At 60.8% G+C, this 25,188-nt stretch carries 20 protein-coding genes; 12 read left to right on the top strand and 8 right to left on the bottom strand.

What is annotated here, in order from left to right; all coding sequences use genetic code 11:
- Both AC1D0Z_RS04790 and AC1D0Z_RS04795 read left to right on the top strand, forming a co-directional pair.
- A partial coding sequence (locus AC1D0Z_RS04790; RefSeq protein ID WP_477657099.1) for a methyl-accepting chemotaxis protein occupies window positions 1–1,319 on the top strand: 1,319 nt, incomplete at its 5' end.
- Window positions 1,320–1,387: 68 nt separating this feature from the next.
- Complete coding sequence (locus AC1D0Z_RS04795; RefSeq protein ID WP_477657100.1) at window positions 1,388–7,528, top strand: hybrid sensor histidine kinase/response regulator; 6,141 nt, start codon at window positions 1,388–1,390, stop codon at window positions 7,526–7,528.
- Window positions 7,529–7,612: 84 nt separating this feature from the next.
- Here AC1D0Z_RS04795 and AC1D0Z_RS04800 read toward each other — a convergent pair whose 3' ends face one another.
- The gene (locus AC1D0Z_RS04800) at window positions 7,613–9,103 is read right to left on the bottom strand and encodes a cryptochrome/photolyase family protein (protein WP_477657101.1); all 1,491 of its coding nucleotides are present in this window, start codon (window positions 9,101–9,103) and stop codon (window positions 7,613–7,615) included.
- A gap of 106 nt (window positions 9,104–9,209) precedes the next feature.
- On the opposite strand from AC1D0Z_RS04800, the gene AC1D0Z_RS04805 reads away from it, so the two are divergent.
- Genes AC1D0Z_RS04805 through AC1D0Z_RS04830 form a run of 6 tightly spaced genes read left to right on the top strand, consistent with a single transcriptional unit; the run spans window position 9,210 to window position 13,815 of the window.
- On the top strand, window positions 9,210–9,797 hold the full coding sequence (locus tag AC1D0Z_RS04805; protein ID WP_477657102.1) for a YqgE/AlgH family protein: 588 nt from the start codon (window positions 9,210–9,212) through the stop codon (window positions 9,795–9,797).
- Complete coding sequence (ruvX, locus tag AC1D0Z_RS04810) at window positions 9,794–10,216, top strand: Holliday junction resolvase RuvX (RefSeq protein WP_477657103.1); 423 nt, start codon at window positions 9,794–9,796, stop codon at window positions 10,214–10,216. Before AC1D0Z_RS04805 ends, ruvX begins: the two co-directional genes overlap by 4 nt.
- Window positions 10,213–10,716 (top strand): bifunctional pyr operon transcriptional regulator/uracil phosphoribosyltransferase PyrR, encoded by a 504-nt coding sequence (gene pyrR, locus AC1D0Z_RS04815; RefSeq protein WP_477657104.1) that lies wholly within the window; start codon window positions 10,213–10,215, stop codon window positions 10,714–10,716. Before ruvX ends, pyrR begins: the two co-directional genes overlap by 4 nt.
- A 52-nt stretch (window positions 10,717–10,768) precedes the next feature.
- Window positions 10,769–11,731: an aspartate carbamoyltransferase catalytic subunit gene (locus AC1D0Z_RS04820; protein WP_092131839.1), complete on the top strand. Its 963-nt coding sequence runs from the start codon at window positions 10,769–10,771 to the stop codon at window positions 11,729–11,731.
- Between the two features lie 17 nt (window positions 11,732–11,748).
- Window positions 11,749–13,056 carry a dihydroorotase gene (locus AC1D0Z_RS04825; RefSeq protein ID WP_477657105.1) on the top strand — a complete coding sequence of 436 codons (1,308 nt, stop codon included), beginning with the start codon at window positions 11,749–11,751 and terminating at the stop codon, window positions 13,054–13,056.
- 15 nt (window positions 13,057–13,071) lie between these two features.
- Window positions 13,072–13,815: a lysophospholipid acyltransferase family protein gene (locus AC1D0Z_RS04830; protein ID WP_477657106.1), complete on the top strand. Its 744-nt coding sequence runs from the start codon at window positions 13,072–13,074 to the stop codon at window positions 13,813–13,815.
- A 6-nt stretch (window positions 13,816–13,821) separates the two neighbouring features.
- Here the strand turns inward: AC1D0Z_RS04830 and AC1D0Z_RS04835 are convergent, their stop codons facing one another.
- Complete coding sequence (locus AC1D0Z_RS04835; RefSeq protein ID WP_477657107.1) at window positions 13,822–14,916, bottom strand: ABC transporter ATP-binding protein; 1,095 nt, start codon at window positions 14,914–14,916, stop codon at window positions 13,822–13,824.
- A 394-nt stretch (window positions 14,917–15,310) separates the two neighbouring features.
- On the opposite strand from AC1D0Z_RS04835, the gene AC1D0Z_RS04840 reads away from it, so the two are divergent.
- Window positions 15,311–16,921 carry an ABC transporter permease gene (locus AC1D0Z_RS04840; RefSeq protein WP_477657108.1) on the top strand — a complete coding sequence of 537 codons (1,611 nt, stop codon included), beginning with the start codon at window positions 15,311–15,313 and terminating at the stop codon, window positions 16,919–16,921.
- Between the two features lie 14 nt (window positions 16,922–16,935).
- On the opposite strand, the gene AC1D0Z_RS04845 is transcribed toward AC1D0Z_RS04840, so the two are convergent.
- Both AC1D0Z_RS04845 and AC1D0Z_RS04850 read right to left on the bottom strand, forming a co-directional pair.
- A complete protein-coding gene (locus tag AC1D0Z_RS04845; protein ID WP_477657109.1) occupies window positions 16,936–17,334 on the bottom strand; it encodes a tautomerase family protein in 399 nt (132 codons plus the stop codon).
- A gap of 85 nt (window positions 17,335–17,419) precedes the next feature.
- The gene (locus AC1D0Z_RS04850; RefSeq protein ID WP_477657110.1) at window positions 17,420–17,836 is read right to left on the bottom strand and encodes a MarR family winged helix-turn-helix transcriptional regulator; all 417 of its coding nucleotides are present in this window, start codon (window positions 17,834–17,836) and stop codon (window positions 17,420–17,422) included.
- A 241-nt stretch (window positions 17,837–18,077) separates the two neighbouring features.
- Here AC1D0Z_RS04850 and AC1D0Z_RS04855 point away from each other — a divergent pair, with 241 nt between their 5' ends.
- From AC1D0Z_RS04855 to AC1D0Z_RS04865, 3 genes are all read left to right on the top strand, one after another.
- Entirely contained in the window at window positions 18,078–18,299 is a 222-nt protein-coding gene (locus AC1D0Z_RS04855; protein WP_477657111.1) for a CsbD family protein, read from the top strand.
- A gap of 83 nt (window positions 18,300–18,382) precedes the next feature.
- Window positions 18,383–18,958, top strand: a complete 576-nt coding sequence (locus AC1D0Z_RS04860) for a hypothetical protein (protein ID WP_477657112.1) — start codon at window positions 18,383–18,385, stop codon at window positions 18,956–18,958.
- A gap of 356 nt (window positions 18,959–19,314) precedes the next feature.
- On the top strand, window positions 19,315–20,727 hold the full coding sequence (locus AC1D0Z_RS04865) for an MFS transporter (RefSeq protein WP_477657113.1): 1,413 nt from the start codon (window positions 19,315–19,317) through the stop codon (window positions 20,725–20,727).
- Window positions 20,728–20,738: 11 nt separating this feature from the next.
- On the opposite strand, the gene AC1D0Z_RS04870 is transcribed toward AC1D0Z_RS04865, so the two are convergent.
- The 4 genes from AC1D0Z_RS04870 to hutH form a co-directional block, all read right to left on the bottom strand.
- Complete coding sequence (locus AC1D0Z_RS04870) at window positions 20,739–21,548, bottom strand: ABC transporter ATP-binding protein (protein WP_477657114.1); 810 nt, start codon at window positions 21,546–21,548, stop codon at window positions 20,739–20,741.
- Entirely contained in the window at window positions 21,545–22,324 is a 780-nt protein-coding gene (locus AC1D0Z_RS04875) for an ABC transporter permease (protein WP_477657115.1), read from the bottom strand. Before AC1D0Z_RS04875 ends, AC1D0Z_RS04870 begins: the two co-directional genes overlap by 4 nt.
- A 193-nt stretch (window positions 22,325–22,517) precedes the next feature.
- Window positions 22,518–23,474, bottom strand: a complete 957-nt coding sequence (locus tag AC1D0Z_RS04880) for an ABC transporter substrate-binding protein (RefSeq protein ID WP_477657116.1) — start codon at window positions 23,472–23,474, stop codon at window positions 22,518–22,520.
- Between the two features lie 52 nt (window positions 23,475–23,526).
- On the bottom strand, window positions 23,527–25,161 hold the full coding sequence (gene hutH, locus AC1D0Z_RS04885; protein ID WP_477657117.1) for a histidine ammonia-lyase: 1,635 nt from the start codon (window positions 25,159–25,161) through the stop codon (window positions 23,527–23,529).
- Window positions 25,162–25,188 lie beyond the last annotated feature (27 nt).

Here is a 25,188-nt window from a genome sequence, read left to right on the forward strand (position 1 = left end):
CTCTTTATGAGCAGACGCGTGTACAGGCCGGCGCCATTCTGGGTAACTTGCAAGGTCTGGTGTCTGCCCGTGAGGCGCAATCTTCGATTATTGCGGACAGCGAACCCCTTCGCCGTGGTCTTGAGGATTTGCAGGGCAAGCTGTCGCTGCAAACCGGTCTGAGCGTTTTGTCGCTGGCCATTCTTGCCGGTGCCGCGACCTTTGCACTGCTCTGCGCAGCAGGTCTGGCCAAGCTCCAGGTGGAGGACAGCAAGCAGCGTCAGGCTGTTGCTGAAACCCAGCGACAGGAAGCTAAAGGACAGGAGCAGGACGCCAAGCGCGTCAATGACGCCAATCAGGCTGCCATTTTGCGATTGATGAATGAGTTGCAGACAGTGGCTGAAGGTGACTTGACGCAGGAAGCAACCGTGACCGAAGATATTACCGGCGCTATCGCCGACTCGGTGAACTACACGGTTGAAGAGTTGCGGCAGCTGGTGGGTAACGTACAGAACACGGCTACCCGCGTTGCGCAAACGACGGCCCAGGTGGAAAGTACCTCGACCGAACTGCTGGCAGCGTCCACTGAGCAGCTGCGCGAGATTCGTGAAACCGGCCAGTCGGTGCTTGACATGGCATCCCGAATTAACGAGGTGTCCACACAGGCGCAGGAATCTTCCCAGGTGGCGCGCCAATCGCTGACAGCCGCCGAATCCGGCCTGCAGGCTGTGCAGAACGCCATCGGCGGTATGAACTCCATCCGCGACCAGATCCAGGAGACCTCAAAGCGGATCAAGCGACTCGGTGAGTCCTCGCAGGAGATTGGTGAAATTACCGAACTGATCTCGGACATTACCGAACAGACCAACGTTTTGGCGCTGAACGCAGCCATTCAAGCCGCGTCAGCCGGTGAAGCCGGACGAGGCTTCTCCGTGGTTGCGGAAGAGGTGCAGCGACTTGCTGAACGTTCCGCAGATGCTACGCGCCAGATTTCGGCACTGGTGAAAGCCATTCAAACCGATACGCAGGATGCTGTGGCCGCTATGGAACGCTCCACCCAAGGTGTGGTGGAAGGGGCCAAACTGTCCGATAACGCAGGTACCGCGCTGACCGAGATTGACCAGGTGTCACGCCGCCTCGCTGACCTGATTGAGCAGATTTCCAATTCCGCCTCCCGCGAAGCCGCCTCGGCCAACGTGGTGGCCGGCAACATCCAGCATATTTTTGCGGTGACGGAACAAACTGGAGAAGGTACCCGCTCCACGGCGCAGCAGGTGCGCGATCTTTCCCGCATGGCTGAAGAGCTGCGTCAGTCGGTGTCCCGATTCAAGATCGCCTGATGCAAGTTTGTTGTGCGCTAAACGCAGCCTTCGCCATTGACACCGATTCCTGAACCGGCCCGCTATCTATGCAATCCAACGCCCCGAACTCAACTGCCACCGAGCTCGATCTCGCGGTCAATGATCTAGGCCCCCTGGCCTGGGTGCTTGACGAACTTCGCAAGTCGCTGGACGGTGCAGCCAAAGCGCTCAAGCGTTTTGTGCGAGACGCGGAAGCTGCACGCGGGTCCGACCTTGCGGCGCTTGATGCCAGCCAGCTGCGCATAGCACGGCAGCAATTACACCAGGCAGTGGGTGCGCTGGAGATGGTCGGTCTTGCTGGTCCTGCGCTGGTGTTGCGGGCCATGGAAGCTGCAGTACAAAAATTTGTGCAGCAACCTGAGCAATGCAGTCAAGACGCTGCCGGCAAAATCGAACGTGCCAGTTTTGCGTTGACAGAGTATCTGGAGGGCGTGCTGGCCGACAAACCCGTGTCAGCCGTGTCGCTTTTTCCCCAGTACCGTGACGTTCAGGAGTTGGTCCGCGCCGATCGTATTCATCCGGCTGACTTGTGGCCGCTTGAATGGCGCTGGCTGGAGCCAGAACTGCCCACGACAGCAGACCCCCGCAATTACGACGACGGCGCGCGTGCGGTCATGGATCAATCGGTGCTTCAGGTTATGAAGGGCAAGGCGCCGCAAGCCGCGAAGAATCTCAAGGTGCTCAGCCTCGGATTTGCGGCCAGGCAAGCGGACCGCCAGCCCCGAATATTCTGGAAGATTGCAGCGGCCTATTTTGAGGCAGTGGCGAACGAGTTGCTCAGTTCGGATATCTATGTGAGGCGGGCGGCATCGCGAATCCTGATGCAGTATGCCTCCCTTGCCAAGGGCGATACGGGCGTATCGGACCGGCTGGCGCAGGATTTGTTGTTCTTTTGCTCGCAAGCTGTCTCTCCCCGTGCCAGCGATACGCCCGTACTTTCAGCTATTCGTTCAGCCTATGGCCTTAACCGGTTCAAGCCAGTGGACTATGAGCTTGTCCAGTTCGGGCGCTTTGATCCAGCCTTGCTCGCGCAAGCTCGCAAGCGGATTACGTCAGCAAAAGAGACCTGGTCTTCGCTTTCCGCGGGAGACGCCAATAAATTCAAGTCTGTTGCCGACCAATTCAGTCTCGTCACGGACTCCCTGATCAAACTTCACCCGCCCAGTGAGCCACTTGCACAGGCATTGACTCGCGCCGTGGATACGACGGTCCGGTCTGGGCAGGCTCCCGGGATAGAACTGGCCATGGAAGTGGCCACCTCGGTGCTTTATCTGGAAGCTGCCTTTGATGACCTTGATCCCAACGACCCGCAATTGGCTGTAAGAACTGCCAATCTGGCAGAGCGGCTGGAAGGTGTCCGTGCCGGCGGTGAGCCACAACCTCTGGAAGGATGGATGGAGGAGTTGTACCGCAGGGTCAGCGACAAGCAAACCATGGGAAGTGTGGTTGGTGAGCTGCGCGTATCACTGGGCGAGCTTGAAAAATCCCTTGATGTGTTTTTCCGTAATCCGCAAGACAAGGTGGCGTTGCAGGCTGTGCCGGGCCAGCTCTCGCAAATGCGTGGCGTATTGTCGGTGCTGGGGCTTGACCAGGCTTCACACGCCGTCCTGCGTATGCGGGACAGCGTCGAGCAGATGCTGGTTACCGAAATTGATGAGCAACTCGCACGCGCGGCCGGGACATTCGAGCACCTCGGAAACAACCTCGGTGCCTTGAGCTTCCTCATCGACATGCTGAACTATCAGCCTGCGCTGGCGAAAAAATTGTTTGTGTATGACGCAGAAAAGGGCGAGCTCAAGCCTTTGATGGGCCGTGCCCAGAACGCGGCAAGTGCCGCGACTTCTGTCACGGTCACCAATGATTCGCTTTCACAGGAAGTGATTTCTGTCGTGCAGGACGCGGGCCTTGGCGAGACGGACCAAAACCTCACGCTCAAACTCGACACGCTGGCCACCCAGGCGGCGCTGGCCGAGCAACCTGCGCTCGCGCAAAGTGCGCGCGAAGCCGCGGTCGCTGTTTCCGGAAGCAGCGCGAGCGCCGCAGCGGAGGCGCTGACGACTCTGGCATTCACGGTGGTGCCCGTGCAAGCGGCGCCTGAGAGCCCTGCCGTTTCGGACGACTTTGAAGAAGACGATCTCCGCGACATCTTCCTTGAAGAAGCGCGTGAAGTTGTCGGCAACGGTCAGGCAGCATTGGCTGCGCTGAGCAGTGATCCAGGCGATGTATCGCAACTCACGGTTTTGCGGCGCGCCTTTCATACCCTTAAGGGCAGTTCCCGCATGGTGGGGCTCAATGAGTTCGGTGAAGCAGCCTGGTCGCTTGAGCAGATGCTTAATAGCTGGCTGGCCGACCAGAAGGTCGCCACGGATGAGTTTCGGGCTTTGTCGTCAGAAGCCATGGACGGTTTTGCAAAGTGGATTGAAGACATTGCAGGAAATCGCGACGGCTCCTGGTCGGCGTCGACCTTCCGTACCAGCGCTGAAGCCATGCGTACCGAGGGCCGTTATAGCCCGCTGGTGACCGCGGCTGTTGATGTTGCCGAGCCTCCTCCTGCCGCTGCCGTAGCGGCGGTGCCACCAGTAGCTCTGATACCCGAGATTGAGCTGGATTCCGGTGTTCCTGATCCCGCTGTTGCGGAACCGGTTGCTGAGCCAGCCGTTGTGACAGACCTCGACTTTGACCTTATGTTTGAACCGGAAGGTACGGCCGCAAGCGTGAGCCCTGCGGAGCCTGCCAGCTCATCTGTGGTTGAAATTGAAGGTATCGATTTCGGCAGCCTGTCTGCGGTTTCTGCGACGGCTGAGGCGACGCCCGCATCAGCGCAGTCCCTTGTTGCAGAACCGTTCGCGACTTCCGAAATGGATTCCGCAGAAGCGATCGAACTGTCGGACGCGGATTTCGACAAGCATTTCCAGGCTGAGCCTGCGGTTGCCGAACAGCCAGCGCCAGTGGCTTTTGATTTCACCTCTGGGGGCCAACAGCAATCGCCAGTAACCGAAAGCATCGCAGAAGAGTTAAAAATCGACGATCCGGTTGAAGCAATTGACAGCGTATTACCGCTGGATGGCAACGGTGATGAGCAGGTCAAAGTCATCGGTGCCTTGCGCATCGGGATTCCGCTTTATAACGTTTACCTGAATGAAGCCGATGAATGGTCACGCCGCCTCGTGACAGAAGTGGCTGAGTGGGCATTGGAGCTGAATCAGCCGGTCAGCGACTCGACTGTTGCCTTGGCACATTCCCTCGCCGGTAGCTCCGCGACCGTCGGATTCGACGCCCTGTCCGGGATGGCCCGGGCGCTTGAGCATGCATTGCAACAGTCCAGGGCGCATCACAGCAATGGTGCCGCCAGATATGGTCAGGTGTTTGTCGATGCAGCCGAGGATATCCGCAGGCTTCTGCACCAGTTTGCCGCCGGGTTCCTCAAAGATGCGGATGCGACAGTCCTTGACCGTCTGAAGCAACTCGACTTCTCCGATTCGATTTTGCCCCCTGGTAATGATTTCTCCGATTTCGACTTCCCCGCTGAGTCAGCGCCGGTGGAAACAACATCAGTGGAACCGATGCACTCACCAGAGCCGGAGCCGGAACCAGTCATGGCCCGGGTAACAGAGATGCCGGCCCCGGTTCAGGTAACGCCCGTTGTGCCTCCACCTGCGGCGGTCGTCGCTCCCCCTGTGCGGTTGGTGCAGGCCGCCAGTGCGCCGGCCAGCTCAAGCTTCGAGGAGGACGAGGACGACGAAATCGACGCGGTTGATGCGATTGACCCCGACCTCTTCCCGATTTTTGAAGAGGAAGCTGCAGAACTTATGCCCCAGCTGGGAGGGGCATTGCGGCAGTGGTCCTCGCGTCCCGATAATCAGGGCGCACGCATGGAAGTCCTGCGTGCACTCCACACGCTCAAGGGCAGCGCCCGGCTCGCGGGAGCATTGCGGCTCGGCGAAATGGCTCACCGGATTGAGTCGGAAATTGAGCATCTCGGCTCCGATGCGGCGGCGCGCCAGGACTTCGAACCCCTGGTAAACCGTTTTGATGCCATGGAAGCCACGTTTGAAGCGTTGCGCCGTGCTGATGCCGCTGCTGCGGCTGCGCCCGTTCAGCTGACGCCTATTGCCGCCGTTACGCCCGAACCGAAGCCGGTTGCGCAAGACAAGCCCGTCCCAATTGCGGAGGTACAGGAAACTCCTGCCGAGACCGTTGCTCCTGCCGCCGACAATACGGGGCGCAAGCTCACGGTGCCTGCGCCGCAGACCATGGCAATGCAGCCGCTGCGGCAGGCAGCGTCCGCTTCCATCCGCGTTCGTTCCCAACTGCTTGACCGCATGGTGAACCAGGCGGGTGAAGTCATGATCACGCGCTCGCGGCTGGAGGCCGAGCTCAGCCAGTTACGCGGTTCCCTGAACGACATGAGCGGTAACTTGAATCGCTTGCGTCAGCAACTGCGAGACATCGAGCTGCAGGCTGAAACCCAGATGCAGTCGCGCCTGGCCCAGGCCAAGGAGGCTCAGGCCGGGTTCGACCCGCTGGAGTTCGACCGCTTTACACGCGTGCAGGAATTGACCCGCATGATGGCCGAGTCGGTGAATGACGTGGCAACCGTGCAGCGCACTTTACAGCGCACGGTGGAAGCGACTGAAGACGACTTGATCGCCCAAGCCCGCCAGACCCGTGAGTTGCAGCGCGACCTGCTGCGCACGCGCATGGTGGAATTTGAAGGTATTTCCGAACGCCTCTACCGCGTGGTGCGCCAGGCCTCCAAGGAAACCGGCAAGCAGGTGCGCCTGGACTTGCTGGGCGGTACCATGGAAATGGACCGCGGCATGCTGGACCGTATGACGCCGGCCTTTGAGCACCTGTTGCGTAATTGCGTGGCGCACGGTATTGAAAGCACGCAGGTCCGCACCGACGCAGGCAAAGACCCGGTTGGCCTCATTACCGTTCACCTTCGCCAGGAAGGCAACGACGTTTCGGTTGACTTCAGCGATGACGGCGCTGGTCTCAACCTGGCGCGCATCCGCGAAAAAGCGATCAGCCTCGGAATGATCACGGCTGACCAGACGCTCCAAGACAGTGACGCTGCCAACCTGATATTCATGCCTGGCTTCTCCACGGCAGCGCAAGTGACCGAACTGGCTGGCCGGGGCATCGGCATGGACGTGGTCCGCTCCGAAGTCAACGCGCTGGGCGGCCGGATCGAAACCTCCACGGTTTCCGGCAAGGGAACACACTTCAAGCTGATACTTCCGCTGACCACCGCCGTGACGCAGGTGGTGATGATCCGCTCGGGCAACCTCTCCGTAGGCGTTCCTGCCAATGTGGTGGAAACCGTCAGGCGCGCTTCAGCCAAGGATTTGCAGCAGGCCTACAACACCGGCACGCTTGAAATTGCCGGCGAATCGATGCCTTTCTTCTGGTCCGGCGCCCTGCTGCAGGCTTCGCACCATAGCGCTGAAGTCCAGGGCAAGACTACGCCTGTTGTGATCTTCCGAAGCGCCGCGCAGCGTATTGCCCTGCACGTCGATGAAGTGCTGGGCAATCAGGAAGTTGTGGTCAAGAATCTGGGTCCCCAGTTGTCCCGTCTGCCCGGTTTGGCTGGCATGTCGGTGCTTGCCTCCGGTGCGGTCGTGCTGATCTATAACCCGGTTGCGTTGGCATCTGTCTATGGCCAGCAGGCACGCGCATGGAGTTCTGATCGGGCCGAGCCGCACATGCTTGAAGGCACCGGTGCCACCGCGGAAACTGCTGCCGGCACCGCCGGCGGCGGCGTCGCGAAAACCACGATGCTGGCGCCTGCCGCACCGCAGATTCCGCTGATTCTGGTGGTTGATGACTCCATTACGGTTCGCCGGGTCACGCAACGCCTGCTTCAACGCGAAGGTTATCGTGTCTCCATGGCGGCCGACGGCTTGCAGGCGCTTGAACGATTGCAGGAGGAGCGGCCAGCTGTGGTGCTGTCAGATATCGAAATGCCGCGCATGGATGGCTTCGACCTGGCGCGCAACATCAGGGCTGACGTCCGATTGAACAACCTGCCCATCATCATGATCACGTCCCGTATTGCTGAAAAGCACCGTGAGCATGCCAAAGAGCTCGGCGTTGACCACTATCTCGGAAAACCGTTCTCTGAAGAAGAGTTGATGAGCCTGGTGCGCCATTACTGCGCTACCGAGACAGTTGCTTCCGCCTGAGGAAATAGCAGCAAAAACAGGCTGCAACCAAGACGGAACGTGCGCCAGCAGCTCCTAAAGTAATAGCAAGCCCTGGGGATCCCCTCAGGGCTTTTTTACGACCGCATAGCGCTGCAATGTCAGCATTCTTGCCTCGTCGTGTTGCACGATGGGCAGCGGGTAATTTTCTCCCAATACAACGCCCGCGCTGGCCAGCTCCAGCGGTTTCGCCAGCCACGGACTGTGTAGCAACTTGTCAGGCAGCTGCGCCAGTACCGGCACATACTTGCGGATGAACTTTCCGCCAGCATCAAACTTCTCACTCTGGCTGACCGGGTTGAAAATACGAAAATAGGGCTGTGCATCGCAACCTGTACTGGCCGCCCACTGCCAGCCGCCATTGTTGGCTGACAAGTCAAAGTCGTTGAGCTTTTCGGCAAAGTAACGCTCACCCCAGCGCCAGTCAATGCCAAGGTCTTTCACCAGAAAACTCGCAGCCACCATACGCAGGCGGTTGTGCATATAGCCTGTCTGGTTGATCTGGGCCATGGCTGCGTCCACCAGCGGGTAGCCCGTGCGGCCAGCGCACCAGGCTTGAAACAGCCTTTGGGCCTCCTCCCCGCTTTCCCACTTGATCGCGTCATAGTCCGGCTTGAACGCGCTGCTGGCGGCGTGCGGGAAATTGGCCAGAATCTGCGCATAAAAATCCCGCCAGATCAACTCGCTGAGCCAGGTGGCGGCGCCTTCGTTGTTGCTATTCCCAGCGCCTTGGTGATTGACCGCGCGCCAGGCAGCCGAGGCCATATGCCGTATCGAGACCGTACCGAACCGGAGGTGCACCCCCAGGTAACTCGGGCCCTTGACGGCCGGAAAGTCCCGCGTCTCCTTGTACTGCGCCATGCGGCCGGTGAAATCTTTGAAAAGCCGGGCGCCGCCTTCACTGCCCGCGGGGATCTTCAGCGCCGACAGGTTGCTGGTCTCAAATCCCAACTCGCCCAGCGACGGGACAGGGCGTCTGCTTGCCGACACGGCAGCCAGGGCTGCACCGTATTTTTCGACGGGATAAGCCTTGAGATAAAAGTCGTCCACCTTCTTTAGCCAGGCATTTTTGTAAGGCGTGAACACGGTGTAGGGCTTGCCCGCCAGGGTCAGCACCTCGTGGCGTTCAAAGATGACGTGGTCCTTGAAGCTGTAGAAGGCTTTTCCCATGGCCTCAAGTGCCGCTCGCACTGCGGCGTCGCGCGCCAGCGACTGGGGTTCGTCGTCGTGGTTGGCAAAGACGGCGTCGGCACCCAACTCGGATGCCAGTCTCACCACCGCATCCACGGCGCCGTAATGGGCCGTCAGCAGGCAGGCGCCGGGGTGGCCGGCCGCGGCACCCAGCTTTTGCAATTGACCATCCAGGCTCAGCACTGATTCCCGTATGAACTCCACGCGGCGGTCGACCCTTGGCAAGCTGTCCAGGATGTCCCGGTCAAAAACAAATGCGCAATACACCTGCTTACAAGACTTCRGCGCGTGATACAGCGCGGCGTTGTCCTCAACCCGCAGGTCACGCCTGAACCACATCAGCCCGGTCTCATACTTTTTTTGCATCGGGCCATGGTAACGAAAAGCGGCGGTTCGGCTCTTGACCCCGGTAAATTGCCGGTTGCCGTGCCGGCGACCCCCGGTGGCAGCCTGTCCGGCGTAAAATCCTTTTATGGCCACGGAATCCGCATCGATCAACCTCACGCATCACTTCCTCATTGCCATGCCGGGGATGGATGACGAAGCTTTTGCCAAAAGCGTGGTGTATATGTGCGAACACAGCGATCGCGGCGCGCTGGGGCTGGTCATCAACAAGCCCAGCGACATCAACCTCAAGAACCTGTTCGACAAGGTCGAGCTGCCTCTGCGGCGCGACGACCTGACCCAGGCTCCCGTATTTCAGGGCGGCCCGGTCCAGACCGAGCGGGGTTTTGTACTGCACGAATCCATGATGCCCGGCAATGAGTCGGTTTATGCCTCGACGATGACCATTCCCGGCGGCCTGGAGATGACCACCTCCAAGGACGTCCTTGAGGCGCTGTCCACCGGCGCAGGTCCGCGCAGGGTGTTTGTTTCCCTCGGTTATTCCGCCTGGGGTGAAGGCCAGCTTGAATCCGAAATCTCCGACAACAGCTGGCTCACCGTTGCCGCCGACGTGGGGGTGATCTTCGATACCCCGGTGGAGCAGCGCTACGACAAGGCGCTCATGCTGCTGGGTCTGCAAAGCTGGATGCTCTCACCCGAGGCCGGTCACGCATGAGCCTGGCGGCCATGCCTTCCTCTCGGGCCACTGGCCTCCAAACATTTCTGGCTTTCGACTTCGGTCTCAAGCGTACCGGCGTTGCCACCGGCAACGTGCTGACCCGCACCTCCACCCCTCAGCCCACCATCAATGCCGAAGGCAGCGACGCCCGCCTGAAGGCCGTCGAGGCGCGCATCAAGGAGTGGCGGCCCGACGCCCTGGTGGTCGGCGTGCCCTTTCATCCCGACGGCGCCAGCCACGACAATACCGTGCGGGCGCAGAAGTTCGCCCGCCAGCTTCGCGGCCGCTTTGGCCTTCAGGTCTTTGAGGTGGATGAGCGCTACAGCACCACCGAGGCACTGGCGGGCGGCGCGCTTGACGCCGACGCGGCCTCGGCCTGCATCATCCTCGAGCAGTTTTTAAGGAGTTTTCCATGAGCAGCCTGACCCTCGACGCCGAGGCGCTGTACAGCGACCTGCTGCGCGGCATGCGCCAGCAGCTGGCGTCCCACCCCCTGCCGCCCAAGCTGGTCGGTGTGGCTTCCGGCGGCGCATGGCTGGCGCAGCGCCTGCAAAAAGACCTGGCCCTGGAGGGAGAAGCCGGCGTGCTGTCGTCTTCCATGCACCGCGACGATTTTTCACAACGCGGCCTGGCCTCCAGCGGCCAGACCCTGTTGCCCTTTGATGTGAATGGCGCCCACCTGGTCGTGGTCGACGATGTGCTCTACACCGGCCGCACCATCCGTGCGGTGCTCAATGAGCTGTTCGACTATGGCCGGCCTGCCAGCGTCAAGCTGGTCGTGCTGGTCGACCGGGGCGGGCGTGAACTCCCCGTGCAGCCCGACCTGGCCGTGGCGCGTGTCACCTTGCCCGCCTCTCAGACGCTCGAACTCGCCCGTGCGGAAAACGGCAAATTCAGCTTCCAGCTTCAGGGCTGAACACCTCGTCAAACCAACTCAAAAAATCAAGAGACCCCAAGGAGTCCACCCCATGCTGTACCGAAGAAATCCACAACTCAACAAGAACGGCGAGCTGATCCACCTGCTGTCCATCGAAGGCTTGCCCAAAGCCACGCTCACGCAGATCCTCGACACCGCCGCCAACTTCGTCAGCGTTAATAACCGCGAAGTCAAAAAAGTCCCGCTGCTGCGCGGCAAGAGCGTCTTCAACCTCTTCTTTGAAAACTCCACCCGCACCCGCACCACCTTTGAGATCGCCGCCACGCGCCTGTCGGCCGATGTGATTAACCTGGACATCGCACGCTCCTCGGCCTCCAAGGGCGAATCGCTGCTCGACACCATCGCCAACCTGAGCGCCATGGCCGCCGATCTTTTTGTCGTGCGCCACAGCGAATCGGGCGCACCCTACCTCATCGCTCAGCACGTCGCGCCGCACGTTCATGTCATCAACGCCGGCGACGGCCGCCATGCCCATCCCACGCAAGGCCTGCTCGACATGTACACCATCCGGCACTACAAGAAGGACTTCAGCAAGCTCACCGTTGCCATCGTTGGAGACGTGCTGCATTCGCGCGTGGCGCGCTCCGATATCCATGCGCTTACCACCCTGGGCTGCCCCGAAGTGCGTGTGGTCGGCCCCAAGACGCTGGTCCCCGCCGACATGGCGCAGATGGGTGTACGTGTCTGCAACACGCTCGAAGAGGGCATCAAGGGCGCCGACGTGATCATCATGCTCAGGCTGCAGAACGAACGCATGTCGGGCGCTTTGCTGCCCAGCAGCCAGGAGTTCTTCAAGAGCTTCGGCCTCACTACCGAAAAACTGCAACTCGCCAAGCCCGATGCCATCGTGATGCATCCTGGGCCCATCAATCGCGGCGTGGAGATTGACTCGGCTGTAGTCGACGGGACACAAAGTGTCATCCTTCCGCAAGTGACTTTCGGCATCGCTGTCCGCATGGCCGTGATGAGCATAGTTGCAGGAAACGAAGCCTGAACGCGCGGAGAAAAAGAATGAAGATACTGATCAAAAACGGCCGCGTCATCGACCCTGCCTCCAAATTCGACGAAGTTTGCGACGTTGCAATTGCGGCGGGCCGCATCGTCTCGCTCAAAGGCACGCCCGCTGATTTCGCCGCCAACAAGACGATTGATGCCGCGGGCTGCATCGTCGCCCCCGGCCTGATCGATTTGTCCGCCCGCCTGCGCGAACCCGGGCACGAGCATGAAGGCATGCTCGAAAGCGAACTCGCTGCGGCCGTGGCCGGCGGTGTCACCAGCCTGGTCTGTCCGCCTGACACCGACCCGGTGCTCGACGAGCCGGGCCTGGTCGAGATGCTCAAGTTTCGCGCCGAAAAGCTGCATCAGTCACGCGTGTTCCCGCTGGGCGCGCTCACGCGTGCGCTCAAGGGTGAGACGCTGACCGAGATGGTCGAATTGACGGAATCGGGTTGCGTTGGCTTCAGTCAGGCCGAGGTGCCGTTGGCCAACACGCAGGTCATGATGCGCGCGCTGCAATACGCCTCAACCTTCGGCTACACCGTCTGGCTGCGCCCGCAAGAGATGTACCTGGGCAGCGGCGTGGCCGCCAGCGGCGCATTGGCTACCCGCCTGGGCCTGAGCGGCGTCTCTGTCGCCGCAGAGACCATTGCGCTGCACACCATCTTCGAACTGGTGCGCGCCACTGGCGCACGCGTCCATCTCTGCCGCATCAGCAGCGCCGCGGGTGTGGCCCTGGTAGCCAAGGCCAAGGCCGAGGGTCTGTCGGTCACCTGCGATGTCAGCATCAACAGCCTGCACCTGACCGACGTAGACATCGGCTACTTCGACAGCCGCATGCGCCTGGACCCGCCGCTGCGCCAGCAGCGCGACCGCGACGCCATCCGCCAGGGCCTGGCCGATGGCACCATCGACGCACTGGTGTCGGACCACACGCCCGTCGACGAAGATGCCAAGACCTTGCCCTTTGCCGAGGCAGAGCCCGGTGCAACAGGGCTTGAGTTGCTACTGGGCTTGGCCTGCAAATGGGGCAACGATAGCGAAGCCGGTTTGCAACGTGCGCTGGCTGTGCTGACAAGCGAACCCGCACGGGTCTTGGGCAACGCGCTCGGCACGCTACAGGCCAGCGCGGGGCAGCTTGTCAAGGGCGGTGTGGCTGACATCTGCGTGTTTGACCCCGCTGGCGAGTGGACGGTGGAACCCGCTGCCTTGCGCAGCCAGGGCAAGCACACACCGTTTTCCGGCCACCAGATGCCGGCGCGCGTGCGCTGGACGATCGTGGGCGGGCAACTTGCGTATGAAGCCCCTGAAGTTTCACACTGAACGGGTTGCGGTCTCATGAGGTGGCTCCGTTTTTGCTGGACCTTGGTGCGTGCCACCGTCCATGCCGTTCAAGGCTTCTGGACCATCAAGACCGTTTTCCCCAAACTGCCCCAGTCTGAGCAGGAAGACCGCGTGCAGGTGTGGGCCGAGGCCATGTTGCGAATCGTCGGCATTCAGCTGGCCGTCAATGGAAAACGACCTGCCGCTGGCCCCGTGTTGCTGGTGGCCAACCATATTTCGTGGCTCGACATCCTGGTGATGCATGCGGCGCGACACTGCCGTTTTGTATCCAAGGCTGACGTAAGAAACTGGCCTTTTGTGCGCACACTGGCCGATGGTGCCGGCACGCTGTACATCGAGCGCGAGTCGCGGCGCGACGCTCACCGTGTCGTCACGCAAATGGCAGACCGCCTTCGCGCAGGTGACATCCTGGCGGTATTTCCTGAAGGTACGACGGGCGACGGCATTACTCTCAAGCACTTTCATGCCAACCTGATCCAGGCAGCTATCGAGGCGTCCGTACCGGTGCAACCTGTGGCGCTGAAGTTTGTTGATGCCGCCAGCGGCGCTACCAGCTTTGCGCCCAGTTATGTGGATGATGAAACCCTGATCGGCTCGATCTGGCGCACCCTCACCGCGCCGCCGCTCAAGGCAGTGGTCACATTTGGCGAGGCGCAGGCGCCGCTAGGTCAGACCCGACGGGTGTGGGCCGAAACGCTGCGAGAAGACATTGAGCGCCTGAGGCAGACGCAGGGTTGAGGAGTATCAGACCGGCGCCGCAGCCGGCGCGGCGTCGGCTTCACGCGGAAAGGTCACCACATGGTCGACTTCAGCGCGAATCCCTATCCACTCGCCCAGCGCGTGGTTATGGTGCGAAGGCACATGCGCCATCACCGTCTCGCCCGTCTGCAGCTTGAGCGTGTACAAAAACTCCGAGCCGCGAAATGCCTTGCGCACGATCTGCGCCTTTACCGGGGCGTTGTCGTCATGCACGATGTCGTCGGCGCGCAGCAGCACGTCACACAAGCCGCCGGCATAGGCGCCTGGCAGCGGGCACTCCAGCATGTCGGTCAGATCGCCCAACGCGGTGTGCACCACGACGTCGTCGCCGCGCTGCTCGATGTGTGCCGGCGTGAACACGCCATGACCGATGAAATCGGCGACAAAGCGCGTGGCAGGGCGGTGGTACAGCGCATAGGCCTCATCCCACTGGTGCAACTGTCCCTGGTGCATCACGCCAATGCGGTCACCGATGGCAAAGGCTTCCAGCTGGTCGTGCGTGACAAACAGCGCCGTGGCGCCCGCAGCCTTCAAAATGCCGCGCACCTCATGTGCCAGGCGTTCGCGCAAGTCCACGTCCAGATTGGAAAAAGGTTCGTCCAGCAATAAAAGGCGGGGCTGCGGCGCCAGTGCCCGCGCCAGCGCCACGCGTTGCTGCTGACCACCCGAAAGCTCATGCGGAAATCGTTTATGTATATTGCCCAGGCCCACCAGGTCCAGGACCTCGCCGACGCGCTGATGGCGTTGGGCGGCAGTCAAATGGGTGAGGCCAAATGCGACGTTGTGCGCCGCATCAAGATGGGGAAACAGGGCATAGTCCTGAAATACCATGCCGATGCGGCGGGATTCAGCAGGCACATGCACGCTGGCGCTGCTGACAATGTCATGCGCCAGGGTAATGCTGCCGGCGGTGGCGCGCTCAAGACCCGCCACTGCGCGCAACAAGGTGGTTTTGCCGCAGCCCGATGGCCCGATCAGGACCCCGATCTCCCCAGCCTGAAGGCTGAATGACACGCCATCCACGGCGGATTTTGAGCGCCCGGCGTAGTGCACGCCCAGCTGGGAGATATCCAGAAACATGCCAACGATTGTAGATGCTTACAATTCTCATTTGCAGTGACTGACTGCAAACCATGGCGCACGCAGGCAGGGGGTACACCTCTTCCCGCGAGAGGCCTTTTTGTTAAGAACCTGTTCAATGTCTTTTTGGAGTCGCACAAGTACCTTTTCGGGATGGGATGCAAGGCGCGGTGCGCCGCCCATAGCCCGGCTATGGGCAAGCGCTGCAACGCCGCAGACCGCCCGAAAAGGCACTTGCCCGAAGGGTTGGCGTGAAATCGGGCGATTGAACGCTCCGGCTGCTTGCATGGGCACCAGCCCATGCGGCGCATCCGAAGCATGCACTCATCCCGATTGCACGGCAATGCGATCTCCAAAAAGACATTGAACAGGTTCCCAGGCTTTCCGGGGCTCCATGTTTCGCCGATTTTTTCCTCCTGCTCTGCTGTTTGTGCTGGTCGGGCTGCTGATGCTGCCAGTGCTGGCCGTCGCCCTGTCCTGGCTGCAATTCAACAGCGAAGCCGCTTCCATCCTGCAGCAGATGCTGCAGACCGTACTGCCGGACTACACCTGGACTTCCTTGCTGCTCTGCATGTGCGTGGCGGCAGGCGTGGCGGTCGTGGGCACGGTCACGGCCAGCATGGTCACCCTGTTCGACTTTCCGGGGCGACGGGTATTTGAATGGGCACTGCTGCTGCCCTTGGCCATGCCGGCCTACGTGCTGGCGTATGCCTATACCGACTTCCTGCAATACGCCGGCCCGCTGCAGACCTGGCTGCGTGCGAGCTTCGGTTTTCAGGGCCGGCTGCTGCCCGAGGTGCGCAGCTTGGGCGGCGCCGTGCTGGTGTTCACCGTGGCGCTTTATCCGTATGTGTACCTGCTCGCACGCACGGCTCTGTCAGAGCGCGCCGTGCACTTGATGGAAGCGGCCCGGCTGCTGGGCGCGCCCCTGTCCCGCCGCATCCGCGGCGTGGCCTTGCCACTGGCGCGCCCCGCCGTAGCCGCTGGTGTGGCACTGGCACTGATGGAAACGCTGGCCGACTTTGGCGTCTCAAGCTATTTCGGCATCCAGACTTTCACAGCAGGTATTTACAAGGCCTGGCTGTCGATGGACAACCGCATCGCCGCGGCGCAGCTCGCCACCGTGCTGCTTTTTTTCGTTGCGCTGCTGCTGTGGATAGAGCACAGCGCCCAAAAACGCATGCGCTTTGCCACAGGCCGCGGCGCGCGCGCAGGCGCGCAGGATGCCGCCCCTGTGCAACTGCGCGGCCTGCGAGCTTTCTCGGCCTGGCTGGTGTGCGCTGTGCCCATCGCGCTTGGTTTTGTGCTGCCGGTGCTCTTCATGGTGCGCCCGCTGGTGCTGGGCTGGGACAACCTGCTCTGGGACAAATTCATTGGCTGGACACTCAGCAGTGTCGGCCTGGCAGGCCTGAGCGCATTGCTTGCTACCGCGCTGGCAGTGAGCCTGGCTTTCGCAGTACGCCGTCAACCCGGCCTGCTCACCCGTGCAGCCGTGCAACTGGCCGGCCTGGGCTATGCTGTTCCTGGCGCGGTGATCGTGGTGGGCCTCCTGCTGCCCGTGGGTTGGTTGCAGGCCGCTGCGCCGCAGACCAGCGCGGGTTATTGGGTCACCGCCACCATCCTCGGTGTGGTCTGGGCTTACCTGGTGCGTTTCAGTGCAGTAGCTTTGCAAAGCCTGCAAAGCGGCTACTCGCGCATTCCGGCCAGCTTTGACGACAGCGCGCGCATGCTCGGTACCAGCGGCGCAGGCATCCTCAGCCGCGTGCATTGGCCGCTGCTCAAACGCTCGGTGGCGGCAGCGGGACTTCTGGTGTTTGTCGATGTGATGAAAGAGCTGCCCGCTACCCTGGTGCTGCGCCCCTTCAACAGTGACACGCTGGCCGTCATCACCTACCAGCTCGCGCGCGACGAGCGGCTCGGTGAAGCCGCCTTGCCCGCGCTGGCGCTGGTATTGGTGGGCTTGCTGCCCGTCGCGCTGCTCAGCCGCACGTTGCGGTCCAAATAACAGCGCATGTGCGGTCAGGGCTTGCCCTTGATGTAGCGGTACTCCTGCGTCAGCCCGCCAAAGCCGTAGGCCTCGGCGCGCACGTCGTGCACATAGATATAGCTTTCTTCGTGCACATTCCCCAGCAGCTTGCTGAAAGCGGCAAACGCCTCGGCCACGTACTGCGCTTTCTCGTCTTTGGTGTTGGTGCCGTCCACCACCTTGATGTCGAAATAAAAACTGTTTTTACCCTGGCTGGCCAGCGTGCTGCCCCCCACGATCCAGTGTTCGGGCGGCACGAAGTCGATCGCGATGGCGGTGAGTTCGCGTTTTTTCCGCAAGATGCGCGTGGTCAGTTCCAGCAGGGTTTCGGCGATGTTGTGGGTCAACTCGGCGCTGGCGGGCTGGCTGACTTTGACGTTGAGGATGGGCATGAGTTTCTCCAGTTAATAAGGTCGTATTGTCAATGTAGTTAGCCATGCAACTATATGGATAAAAAAAAGGACAAGTGAAAGTGCTTCATTTCAGGGCGGAAGACAYGCTCTTGACGCGGGCTACGGTTTCATCAAAGTTCTCCTTTCCGATTTGCTGTTGAATGCGGCGTGTGACCTCGCCGCTGGCTTTATTGATGCCGGCGTGCATCGCTTCGGCTTTTTCCGTGGGAAAGACTGCCCAATGCCGGCCATCCGACTCCAGGCTTCTGCGCTCAATCAATCCCAGGGCCTGCAGCCCATCCAGCAGGCGGGTGGCCGTAGGCCGCGAGATGGTCAACTCGTCGGCGATTTGGTGCTGCGGCATACCAGGCTGCTTGAGAACCAGGCGCAGCATGAAGCCTTGTGACGGCGTAACGCCAAATGGCTTGAAGGCCTGCGTCCACTCTTTGTCGACCAGGCGGGCCAGCGCGGTGGTATTGAAATAAAGGCAATGGTCAAACATGAAAAGAATCGTAGCAGAAATTAATTAGCTATGCAACCAGTTGGAAAGACGGCCATAACTTTTAATGCAGCGGCGCCGCAATGTGTACCTGTAAGCATGAGCCTACGCCCATCAATTACAGGGGCCTACGACACAGTGAAAAAATCGGCCTTATGGTTTGTTCAGCCAGCCCATACCGATCCGATGCCATGTTGGCAGTGGGATACCGCGGCGATTCATTCACCCGTTTCAGGAGAACACCATGAACCAGGACCGTATAGAAGGCAATTGGCTTCAGTTCAAGGGCAAGGTCAAGGAGCAATGGGGCAAGCTCACCGACGACGACCTTGATGTGATTGCCGGAAAGCGCGACCAACTGCTGGGGCGCATTCAGGAGCGCCACGGCCTCAGCAAGGAAGAGGCTGAACGTCAGGTCAGCGCCTGGAAGRAACGCAATCCGACAGATTTTTTTGAGCGCTATTGATCCGGTGTGAAACGCGTTGACTTGACATTTCGGCCGCCCGAAGTACTTTTTCAACTGACTACAACTATCTAAAAGGAACCACCATGAAAACCAAACTTGCAATGCTGACTGTTGTCATTTCCTGCGCCTTTGCAGGCAATGCCCTCGCGCTTACCAAGGAAGAATACAAAACCCAGAAAGACCGCATTTCGGCAGACTACAAGGCCAGCCGTGACAAGTGCGGCAGCCTGAAAGACAACGCCAAGGATATTTGCGTTGCAGAAGCCAAAGGGGCAGAGAAGGTCGCCAAGGCCGAGCTGGAAGCGCAGTACAAATCCACCCCGCGCAACACCGAAAAAGTGGCCTTGGCCAAAGGCGATGCTGCCTACGATGTTGCCAAGGAGAAGTGCGACGACCTGAAGGGCAACGACAAGGACGTCTGCGTGAAGGACGCCAAAGCTGCTCACGTCAAAGCCAAGGAAAACGCCAAGGTTGCGAAAGCCAGCGCGGACACCAACAGCTCCAACAAGGCAGCGAACGTAGCCGAGACGAAGAAAGACGCCAACGCCGAAAAGCGTGAAGCTGACTACAAAGCCGCTAAAGAACGGTGCGATGCACTTACCGGAAACGCAAAAGACAGCTGCCAAAACGACGCTAAAGCGAAATACGGAATGAAATAAGCAATCGTCGACGCTGCTCAACGGCGCGGCTTGGCGCCGCCAGGCTTGAAATCCCGGTTCTGCGTTTATGCATGCCGGGATTTTTTATGAGGAGTATCAAGTCGCTAATGTGCTATGAAATTAATAGCTGCTTGCGCATAAACTGATTGGTTTCCGGGACATTCCTGTTGAAAATGTTGTCACGACACAGATGAATCTGGCTCGTATTGGCGGCATAAAAAAATCCCCGGTGCGGGGCTCAAATGGCCGGCTTCGCATCGAACATTCAGTCTGCGCTCGTAAAATCAGCGCTTTCGGGGATCATCAGGCTGCTCATGGCGAGCGCATGGTTTCCCTTGTTGCAGAAAAGGGTACGCATGGTTGTTCAGGATGGTCTGCCCGCTCGCGAGCGCTTGCGTGCGTTGCTGGTCATCATTCTCGGCATTGTCATGGCGGTGCTGGACGGGACCATCGTCAACCTCGCGTTGCCGGACATCGCCCGTGAACTGAACGCCACCGCGGCGCAGTCCATCTGGGTCGTCAATGCGTACCAGCTGACCACCCTGGCATTCCTGCTGCCTCTGGCGACGTTGGGAGACATCGCCGGCTACCGCCGCGTGTACCTCGCCGGCATGGCGGTGTTTACGGCGGCATCGGTTGCGTGCGCACTTGCGGATTCCCTGGCCATGCTGGCAACAGCGCGTGTGGTGCAGGGACTGGGCGCTGCCGGCATCATGAGTGTGAACACCGCATTGGTGCGGCTCATCTATCCCCGGCATCTGCTGGGACGCGGCATCGCCGTCAACTCGCTGGTGGTTGCAACGGCCTCGGTAGCGGGACCGTCCATTGCCGCGGGTATTCTTTCCGCAGGCTCATGGCCATGGCTATTTGCACTGAATGTGCCGTTTGGCCTGCTGTCTATATGGTGGGGACGCAAGGCGCTGCCTGAGAATGCTGCCAAGACGCAGGGCTTGCGGCTTTCACCCCTGGATGTGGTGCTGAATGCCCTGATGTTTGGCCTGGTGTTCCTCGGTGTGGATGGCTTGGGCGTTCGTATGGAGCCTTCCGCAGGTGGTGCGTCTGCAGGTCCGCTCTGGCTGCCGTTGGCGGAACTGGCTGCGGGCATTGTCATCGGAGTTATTTATGTGCGGCGCCAGCTTGTCCAGCCTGTGCCCCTGTTCCCGCTCGACTTGTTGCGGATACCGGTGTTTGCGCTTTCAATGGGTTCTTCCATCGGCGCTTTCTGCGCCCAAACCCTTGCGTATGTCGGCCTGCCTTTTCTGCTGCTGGGCAGCTATGGCTTCAGTCACCTGCAAGCGGGGCTGCTGTTGACGGCGTGGCCGCTCGCGATCGTTGTCACCTCGCCGCTGGTGGGCCGCCTGATAGGGCGCTACTCAGGCGGGTTCCTGGGTGGTATGGGCATGGCCTTGTTGTCCGTTGGACTGATCTTGTTGGCCATGTTGCCGCAGCAGCCGACGCAGCTGGACATCGTCTGGCGCATGGCGTTGTGTGGCGCAGGGTTTGGTTTTTTCCAGTCACCCAACAACCACACAATCATTACCTCGGCACCGGCGAACCGCAGCGGCGGCGCCAGCGGCATGCTGGGAACAGCGCGCCTGACCGGCCAGACACTGGGGGCGGTTTTGCTGGCGATAATTTTTTCCGTGTCCGGCCCCGGCCCTGGCGCAGGCGGGCGAGGGCCCGTGTTTGCGCTCTGGCTGGCTGCGGCCTTCGCCGCGGCGGCAGGCATTTGCAGTGTCCTGCGCATGAAGCAAACCGCGCAGTCCTGAGGACAAACTGGCTAAACGCCGGATGCTTGCAGCCCCGCCGCCCGGTGCACCTCGACGCGGATTTCTTCGGTAAGCTGCGCCTTGAGTTCAGTAAAAACCGGTGTTGTCTTGACCGAGTAATGCCGTGGATGCGCCAGCGGCACCGCAATGTCGCATTTGATGCGTCCCGGTCTTGCGCTCATGACAACCACGCGGTTTCCCATGAAGATGGCTTCGTCAATGTCATGCGTCACGAACAGCACGGTCTTCTGCTCGGCCTCCCAGATGCCTTGCAGCAACTCCTGCATCAGCTCGCGCGTCTGGTAGTCCAGTGCGCCAAAAGGCTCGTCCATCAGCAGGATGCGCGGGTCATTGGCCAGCGCGCGCGCCAGGGCGGTGCGCTGCTGCATGCCGCCAGAGAGCTGCTTGGGGAAATGGTTTTCAAAACCCTGCAAGCCCACTTTCTTGATGAACTGATGCGCGATGTTCTGCTGTGCGTCTTGCGCCATGCCTTTTTCGCGCAGGCCAAAGCAGACGTTTTGCAAAATAGTGAGCCACGGAAAGAGCGTGTAGCTCTGGAACACCATGCCGCGGTCGGCACCCGGGCCAGCAATAGGTTTCCCGTCGAGCACGATGGTTCCGCTGGTGGGCGTGTCCAGCCCGGCCACCATGCGCAGCAGGGTGGACTTGCCGCAGCCTGAGGGGCCGAGGATGGTGATGAAGTCGTTCTCCGCGACGCTTAAGTCAGTGGCCTGAAGGGCCACGGTGCCCGGCCCCTTGTTGGCGGCGAAGGTTTTCGACAGCTGGGTGACGGTCAGAATCGGTAGGGGGGAAGAGGTCATCGGCCTAACTGTGCCCACGGGAAGAGTTTGCGGTTCAGCGCCTTAAACGCCAGGTCGGTCACGAGTCCAAACACGCCAATCACGATGATGCCGAAAATGATCTGGTCGGTTGCCAGCAACGCCTGGCTGTCAGTGATCATGTGGCCTATGCCGCTGGATGCGCCAATGAGTTCGGCGACGATCACATAGGTCCAGGCCCAGCCCAGCACCATGCGCAAGGTCTCGGCGATCTCCGGCGCAGCGCTGGGTAGCAACACACGCACCACGATGCCCCGGTCCGCCGCGCCCAATGTGTAGGCCGCCTCCACCAGGTCGCGCCGCGTGTTGCCTACGCTCACGGCAATCATCAGCACCAGCTGGAAAAAAGAGCCGATAAAGATCACGGCCAGCTTCTGTGCCTCGCCGATACCTGCCCAAAGGATGAGCAGCGGAATAAACGCAGAGGCGGGCAGGTAACGCGCAAAGCTCACAAAAGGTTCAAAGAACGCTTCAACCGGCTTGTAGGCGCCCATCATCACGCCCAGCGGAACGGCCAGCAAGGCGGCAATCGCAAACCCGCCCAGCACCCGCCACACCGTCATGCCAATGTCCTTGATAAAGCCCTGGTTGGCCAACAGCTCGTAACCAGACCTCACCATGGTGATGGGGTCGGCCAGGAATGTCCTGGAGACATAGCCGCCCAGCGTGAAGATGGCCCACACCACGAAGAAGAGAACGAAGAAGCTCACACCCAGCGCGATGCGCGCACCGGGGGAGACGGGTTGGAGTGGCTTCATGCGGATAGCTTGATAGGGTGGCGTATCTTCGCCAGTGCCAACGTGGAACCGGCTTTGCCGGGCCGCAGGTGGCGCCCCCTTGAGGGGCTGAGAGCCGCGGCTCCAAGCCTGCCTGCGCAGGCTTGGACGGCTCGGAAGAGCCCTCGCCTCTGGCGGCGGTGCGGGGCGGCCGGAGGCCGCTTCGGCGGGGAGCTCATTTCAGAAAACGCGTGTCAGCGAGTTTGCTCATGTCAGGCAGCGACTTGATGATGCCTGCTTCCATCAACAACTCGGCCGCTTCCTTGCTGAAGGCGGCATGTTCGCCCGCAAAGAATTTCTGGTTCGCTGCACGGTCTTGCCAGCGCAGGTATTTGGACGAGGCCTCAAAGGCATCGCCGGTCTGTTTTACGTCAGCACCCATGATCTCAAAGCTCTTCTTCGGCTCTTTCTGGATCATCTCGACAGCCTCAAAGTAGCTGTCGGCCAGGGCCTTGGCGGCCTTCGGGTTTTCAGCCAGGAACCTGGGTGTGCAACCGAAGGTGTCCATCACCATGGGGTAGTCGAGTGTGGTGGCAAGGATTTTTCCTGCCTCTGGCTTGGCGCGCACTGCGCCCAGGTAAGGTTCGTAGGTCATGGCGGCATCGACACCGTCGGTGCCGGCAATCATGGCGTTGGCCGCGGCTTGCGGCTCAAGGTTGACGACCTTCACGTCCTTGGTGCTCATGCCGTTTTTCTTCAGCATCCAGGCCAGGGCGAAGTACGGTGAAGTGCCGGGTGCGCTGGCGGCAACCGTCTTGCCCTTGAGGTCCGTGATTTTCGTGATGGCGGGTTTCACCACCATGCCGTCGGCGCCATAGCTTTTGTCGAGCTGGAAGATCTGCGTGGTGGCGACGCCGTTGGCGTTCCATACCACCCAGGTTTCCACGGTGGTGGCTGCGCATTGGACATCACCCGAGGCGATCGCCAGGTGGCGGTCTTTCTGTGGAATTTTTTTGATCGAGACGTCGAGCCCGTGCTTCTTGAAGATGCCGGCTTCTTTTGCCAGTGTCAGCGGGGCGAAACCCGTCCAGCCGGAGATGCCGACGGCGACCTTGGTCTCCTGTGCTGAGACACTCATCGAGGCCAGGGCGGCCGAAGCGGCCAGCAGTGAAAGGGCAAGTTGCTTCTTCATGAAGGTATCTCCTGTAGAGGACGGGTTGTGGTTTCGATACTGTATGCAGGCTTCATGCCAGCCGCAAGGCCGTTAACTCGGTGATTTGCGCTTCACCGGCCAGGCCAATGAGCCCACCCGCTACCAATTGGTGCACCTTCTCGATGTCGGGCGCGAGGCTGCGGTCATGCATCATGGCCGGAGAGACCTGGCGCACCACTTGCAATACACCCTCCAGTACGGCGGAACTCTTGAGCGGTCGCAGAAATTCAATACCCTGCGCGGCGGCCAGCAATTCGATCGCCACGACGTACTCGGTGTTGCGCAGCATGGGTTGCAACCGGCGAGCCGCGAACGTGGCCATGCTCACGTGGTCTTCCTGGTTGGCTGACGTGGGAAGGCTGTCCACACTGGCCGGGTGGGCCAGTGACTTGTTCTCGGATGCCAGTGCCGCAGCAGTGACGTGCACGATCATGAAGCCGGAATTGAGGCCCGGCTCCGGCGTCAGAAAGGCCGGCAGGCGAGAAGCCACCGTGTCGACGAGCATGGCAATGCGCCGCTCGGTGATTGCGCCGATTTCGGCGATGGCGACTGCCAGTGCGTCACAGGCCAGCGCAACGGGTTCGGCGTGGAAATTCCCTCCGGATAAGAGCTCCCCCCCGAAGTGGCCTGTGGCCACCTCCCCCTCAAGGGGGCGGCTCCTGTGGACCGGCAAAGCCGGTTCCACGGCCCCTGCTTGCACAGCAGCTTCCGGGCTGGATGCAAACACCAGCGGGTTGTCAGTCACGGCATTGGCTTCGCGCATCAGCACCTGTGCGGCGTAGCGCATCTGGTCCAGGCAGGCGCCCATCACCTGCGGCTGGCAGCGCAGGCAATACGGATCCTGCACGCGGTCATCGCCTTCCAGGTGCGAGCGGCGGATCTCGCTGCCCACCATGATGGCGCGGTAGGCGGCGGCGCAATCGATCTGCCCGGGCTGCCCGCGCACCGCATGGATACGCGGGTCAAACGGGCCGTCGCTGCCGCGCGCGGCGTCCAGCGTGACGGCGCCCGAGATCACGGCAGCCTCGAACAGGCGGTCAGTGGCGAGCAGTGCATCCAGGGCCAACGCGGTGGAGACCTGCGTGCCATTGATCAGCGCCAGGCCTTCCTTGGCCGACAGCTTTACCGGTGTGATGGATGCTTGCTCGAGCGCTTCGACCGCAGCCATGCGCTTGCCCTGGTAGAACACCTCGCCTTCGCCAATGAGCGGCAGGCACAGGTGCGCCAGAGGGGCCAGGTCGCCCGAAGCGCCTACTGAGCCCTGGCAGGGGATCACCGGCGTCAGGCCTTTGTTGTAGAGCGCTATCAGTGTGTCGATCACGACTTCCCGCACACCGGAATAACCGCGTGCCAGGCTCGCGGCCTTGAGCAGCAGTACCAGTCGTACCACACGCTCTGGCATGGGTTCGCCCACACCTACGGCGTGAGAACGCAGCAGGTTAAGTTGCAGGACCTCGAGGTCCGCCTGCGCGATGCGCTGATTGGCCAGCTTGCCAAAGCCGGTGTTGACGCCATAGACTGCAGCACCCCCGTGTGCCGCCTGCTGTACCAACGCTGCACTGGCACGAATGCCCGCTACAGCAGTCGGGTCAATGGTGAGTGTTTCACGCCTGCTGTGAATTTTCCGGAGCTGGGACAGCGTGAGATGGCCGGGTTGGATGTTCATGAGGGGAATCCCAGGTTCGTCAAAAAA

The organism is Polaromonas sp. P1_E3 (assembly GCF_056405935.1).

Excerpts from the sequence above, each read along its gene's own strand:
- AC1D0Z_RS04795 (WP_477657100.1), top strand. The coding sequence starts at position 1,388 with ATGCAATCCAACGCCCCGAACTCAACTGCCACCGAGCTCGATCTCGCG.
- AC1D0Z_RS04805 (WP_477657102.1), top strand. The coding sequence starts at position 9,210 with ATGGCCACGGAATCCGCATCGATCAACCTCACGCATCACTTCCTCATT.
- ruvX (WP_477657103.1), top strand. The coding sequence starts at position 9,794 with ATGAGCCTGGCGGCCATGCCTTCCTCTCGGGCCACTGGCCTCCAAACA.
- pyrR (WP_477657104.1), top strand. The coding sequence starts at position 10,213 with ATGAGCAGCCTGACCCTCGACGCCGAGGCGCTGTACAGCGACCTGCTG.
- AC1D0Z_RS04820 (WP_092131839.1), top strand. The coding sequence starts at position 10,769 with ATGCTGTACCGAAGAAATCCACAACTCAACAAGAACGGCGAGCTGATC.
- AC1D0Z_RS04825 (WP_477657105.1), top strand. The coding sequence starts at position 11,749 with ATGAAGATACTGATCAAAAACGGCCGCGTCATCGACCCTGCCTCCAAA.
- AC1D0Z_RS04830 (WP_477657106.1), top strand. The coding sequence starts at position 13,072 with ATGAGGTGGCTCCGTTTTTGCTGGACCTTGGTGCGTGCCACCGTCCAT.
- AC1D0Z_RS04835 (WP_477657107.1), bottom strand. The coding sequence starts at position 14,916 with ATGTTTCTGGATATCTCCCAGCTGGGCGTGCACTACGCCGGGCGCTCA.
- AC1D0Z_RS04840 (WP_477657108.1), top strand. The coding sequence starts at position 15,311 with ATGTTTCGCCGATTTTTTCCTCCTGCTCTGCTGTTTGTGCTGGTCGGG.
- AC1D0Z_RS04845 (WP_477657109.1), bottom strand. The coding sequence starts at position 17,334 with ATGCCCATCCTCAACGTCAAAGTCAGCCAGCCCGCCAGCGCCGAGTTG.
- AC1D0Z_RS04860 (WP_477657112.1), top strand. The coding sequence starts at position 18,383 with ATGAAAACCAAACTTGCAATGCTGACTGTTGTCATTTCCTGCGCCTTT.
- AC1D0Z_RS04865 (WP_477657113.1), top strand. The coding sequence starts at position 19,315 with ATGGTTGTTCAGGATGGTCTGCCCGCTCGCGAGCGCTTGCGTGCGTTG.
- AC1D0Z_RS04870 (WP_477657114.1), bottom strand. The coding sequence starts at position 21,548 with ATGACCTCTTCCCCCCTACCGATTCTGACCGTCACCCAGCTGTCGAAA.
- AC1D0Z_RS04875 (WP_477657115.1), bottom strand. The coding sequence starts at position 22,324 with ATGAAGCCACTCCAACCCGTCTCCCCCGGTGCGCGCATCGCGCTGGGT.
- AC1D0Z_RS04880 (WP_477657116.1), bottom strand. The coding sequence starts at position 23,474 with ATGAAGAAGCAACTTGCCCTTTCACTGCTGGCCGCTTCGGCCGCCCTG.
- hutH (WP_477657117.1), bottom strand. The coding sequence starts at position 25,161 with ATGAACATCCAACCCGGCCATCTCACGCTGTCCCAGCTCCGGAAAATT.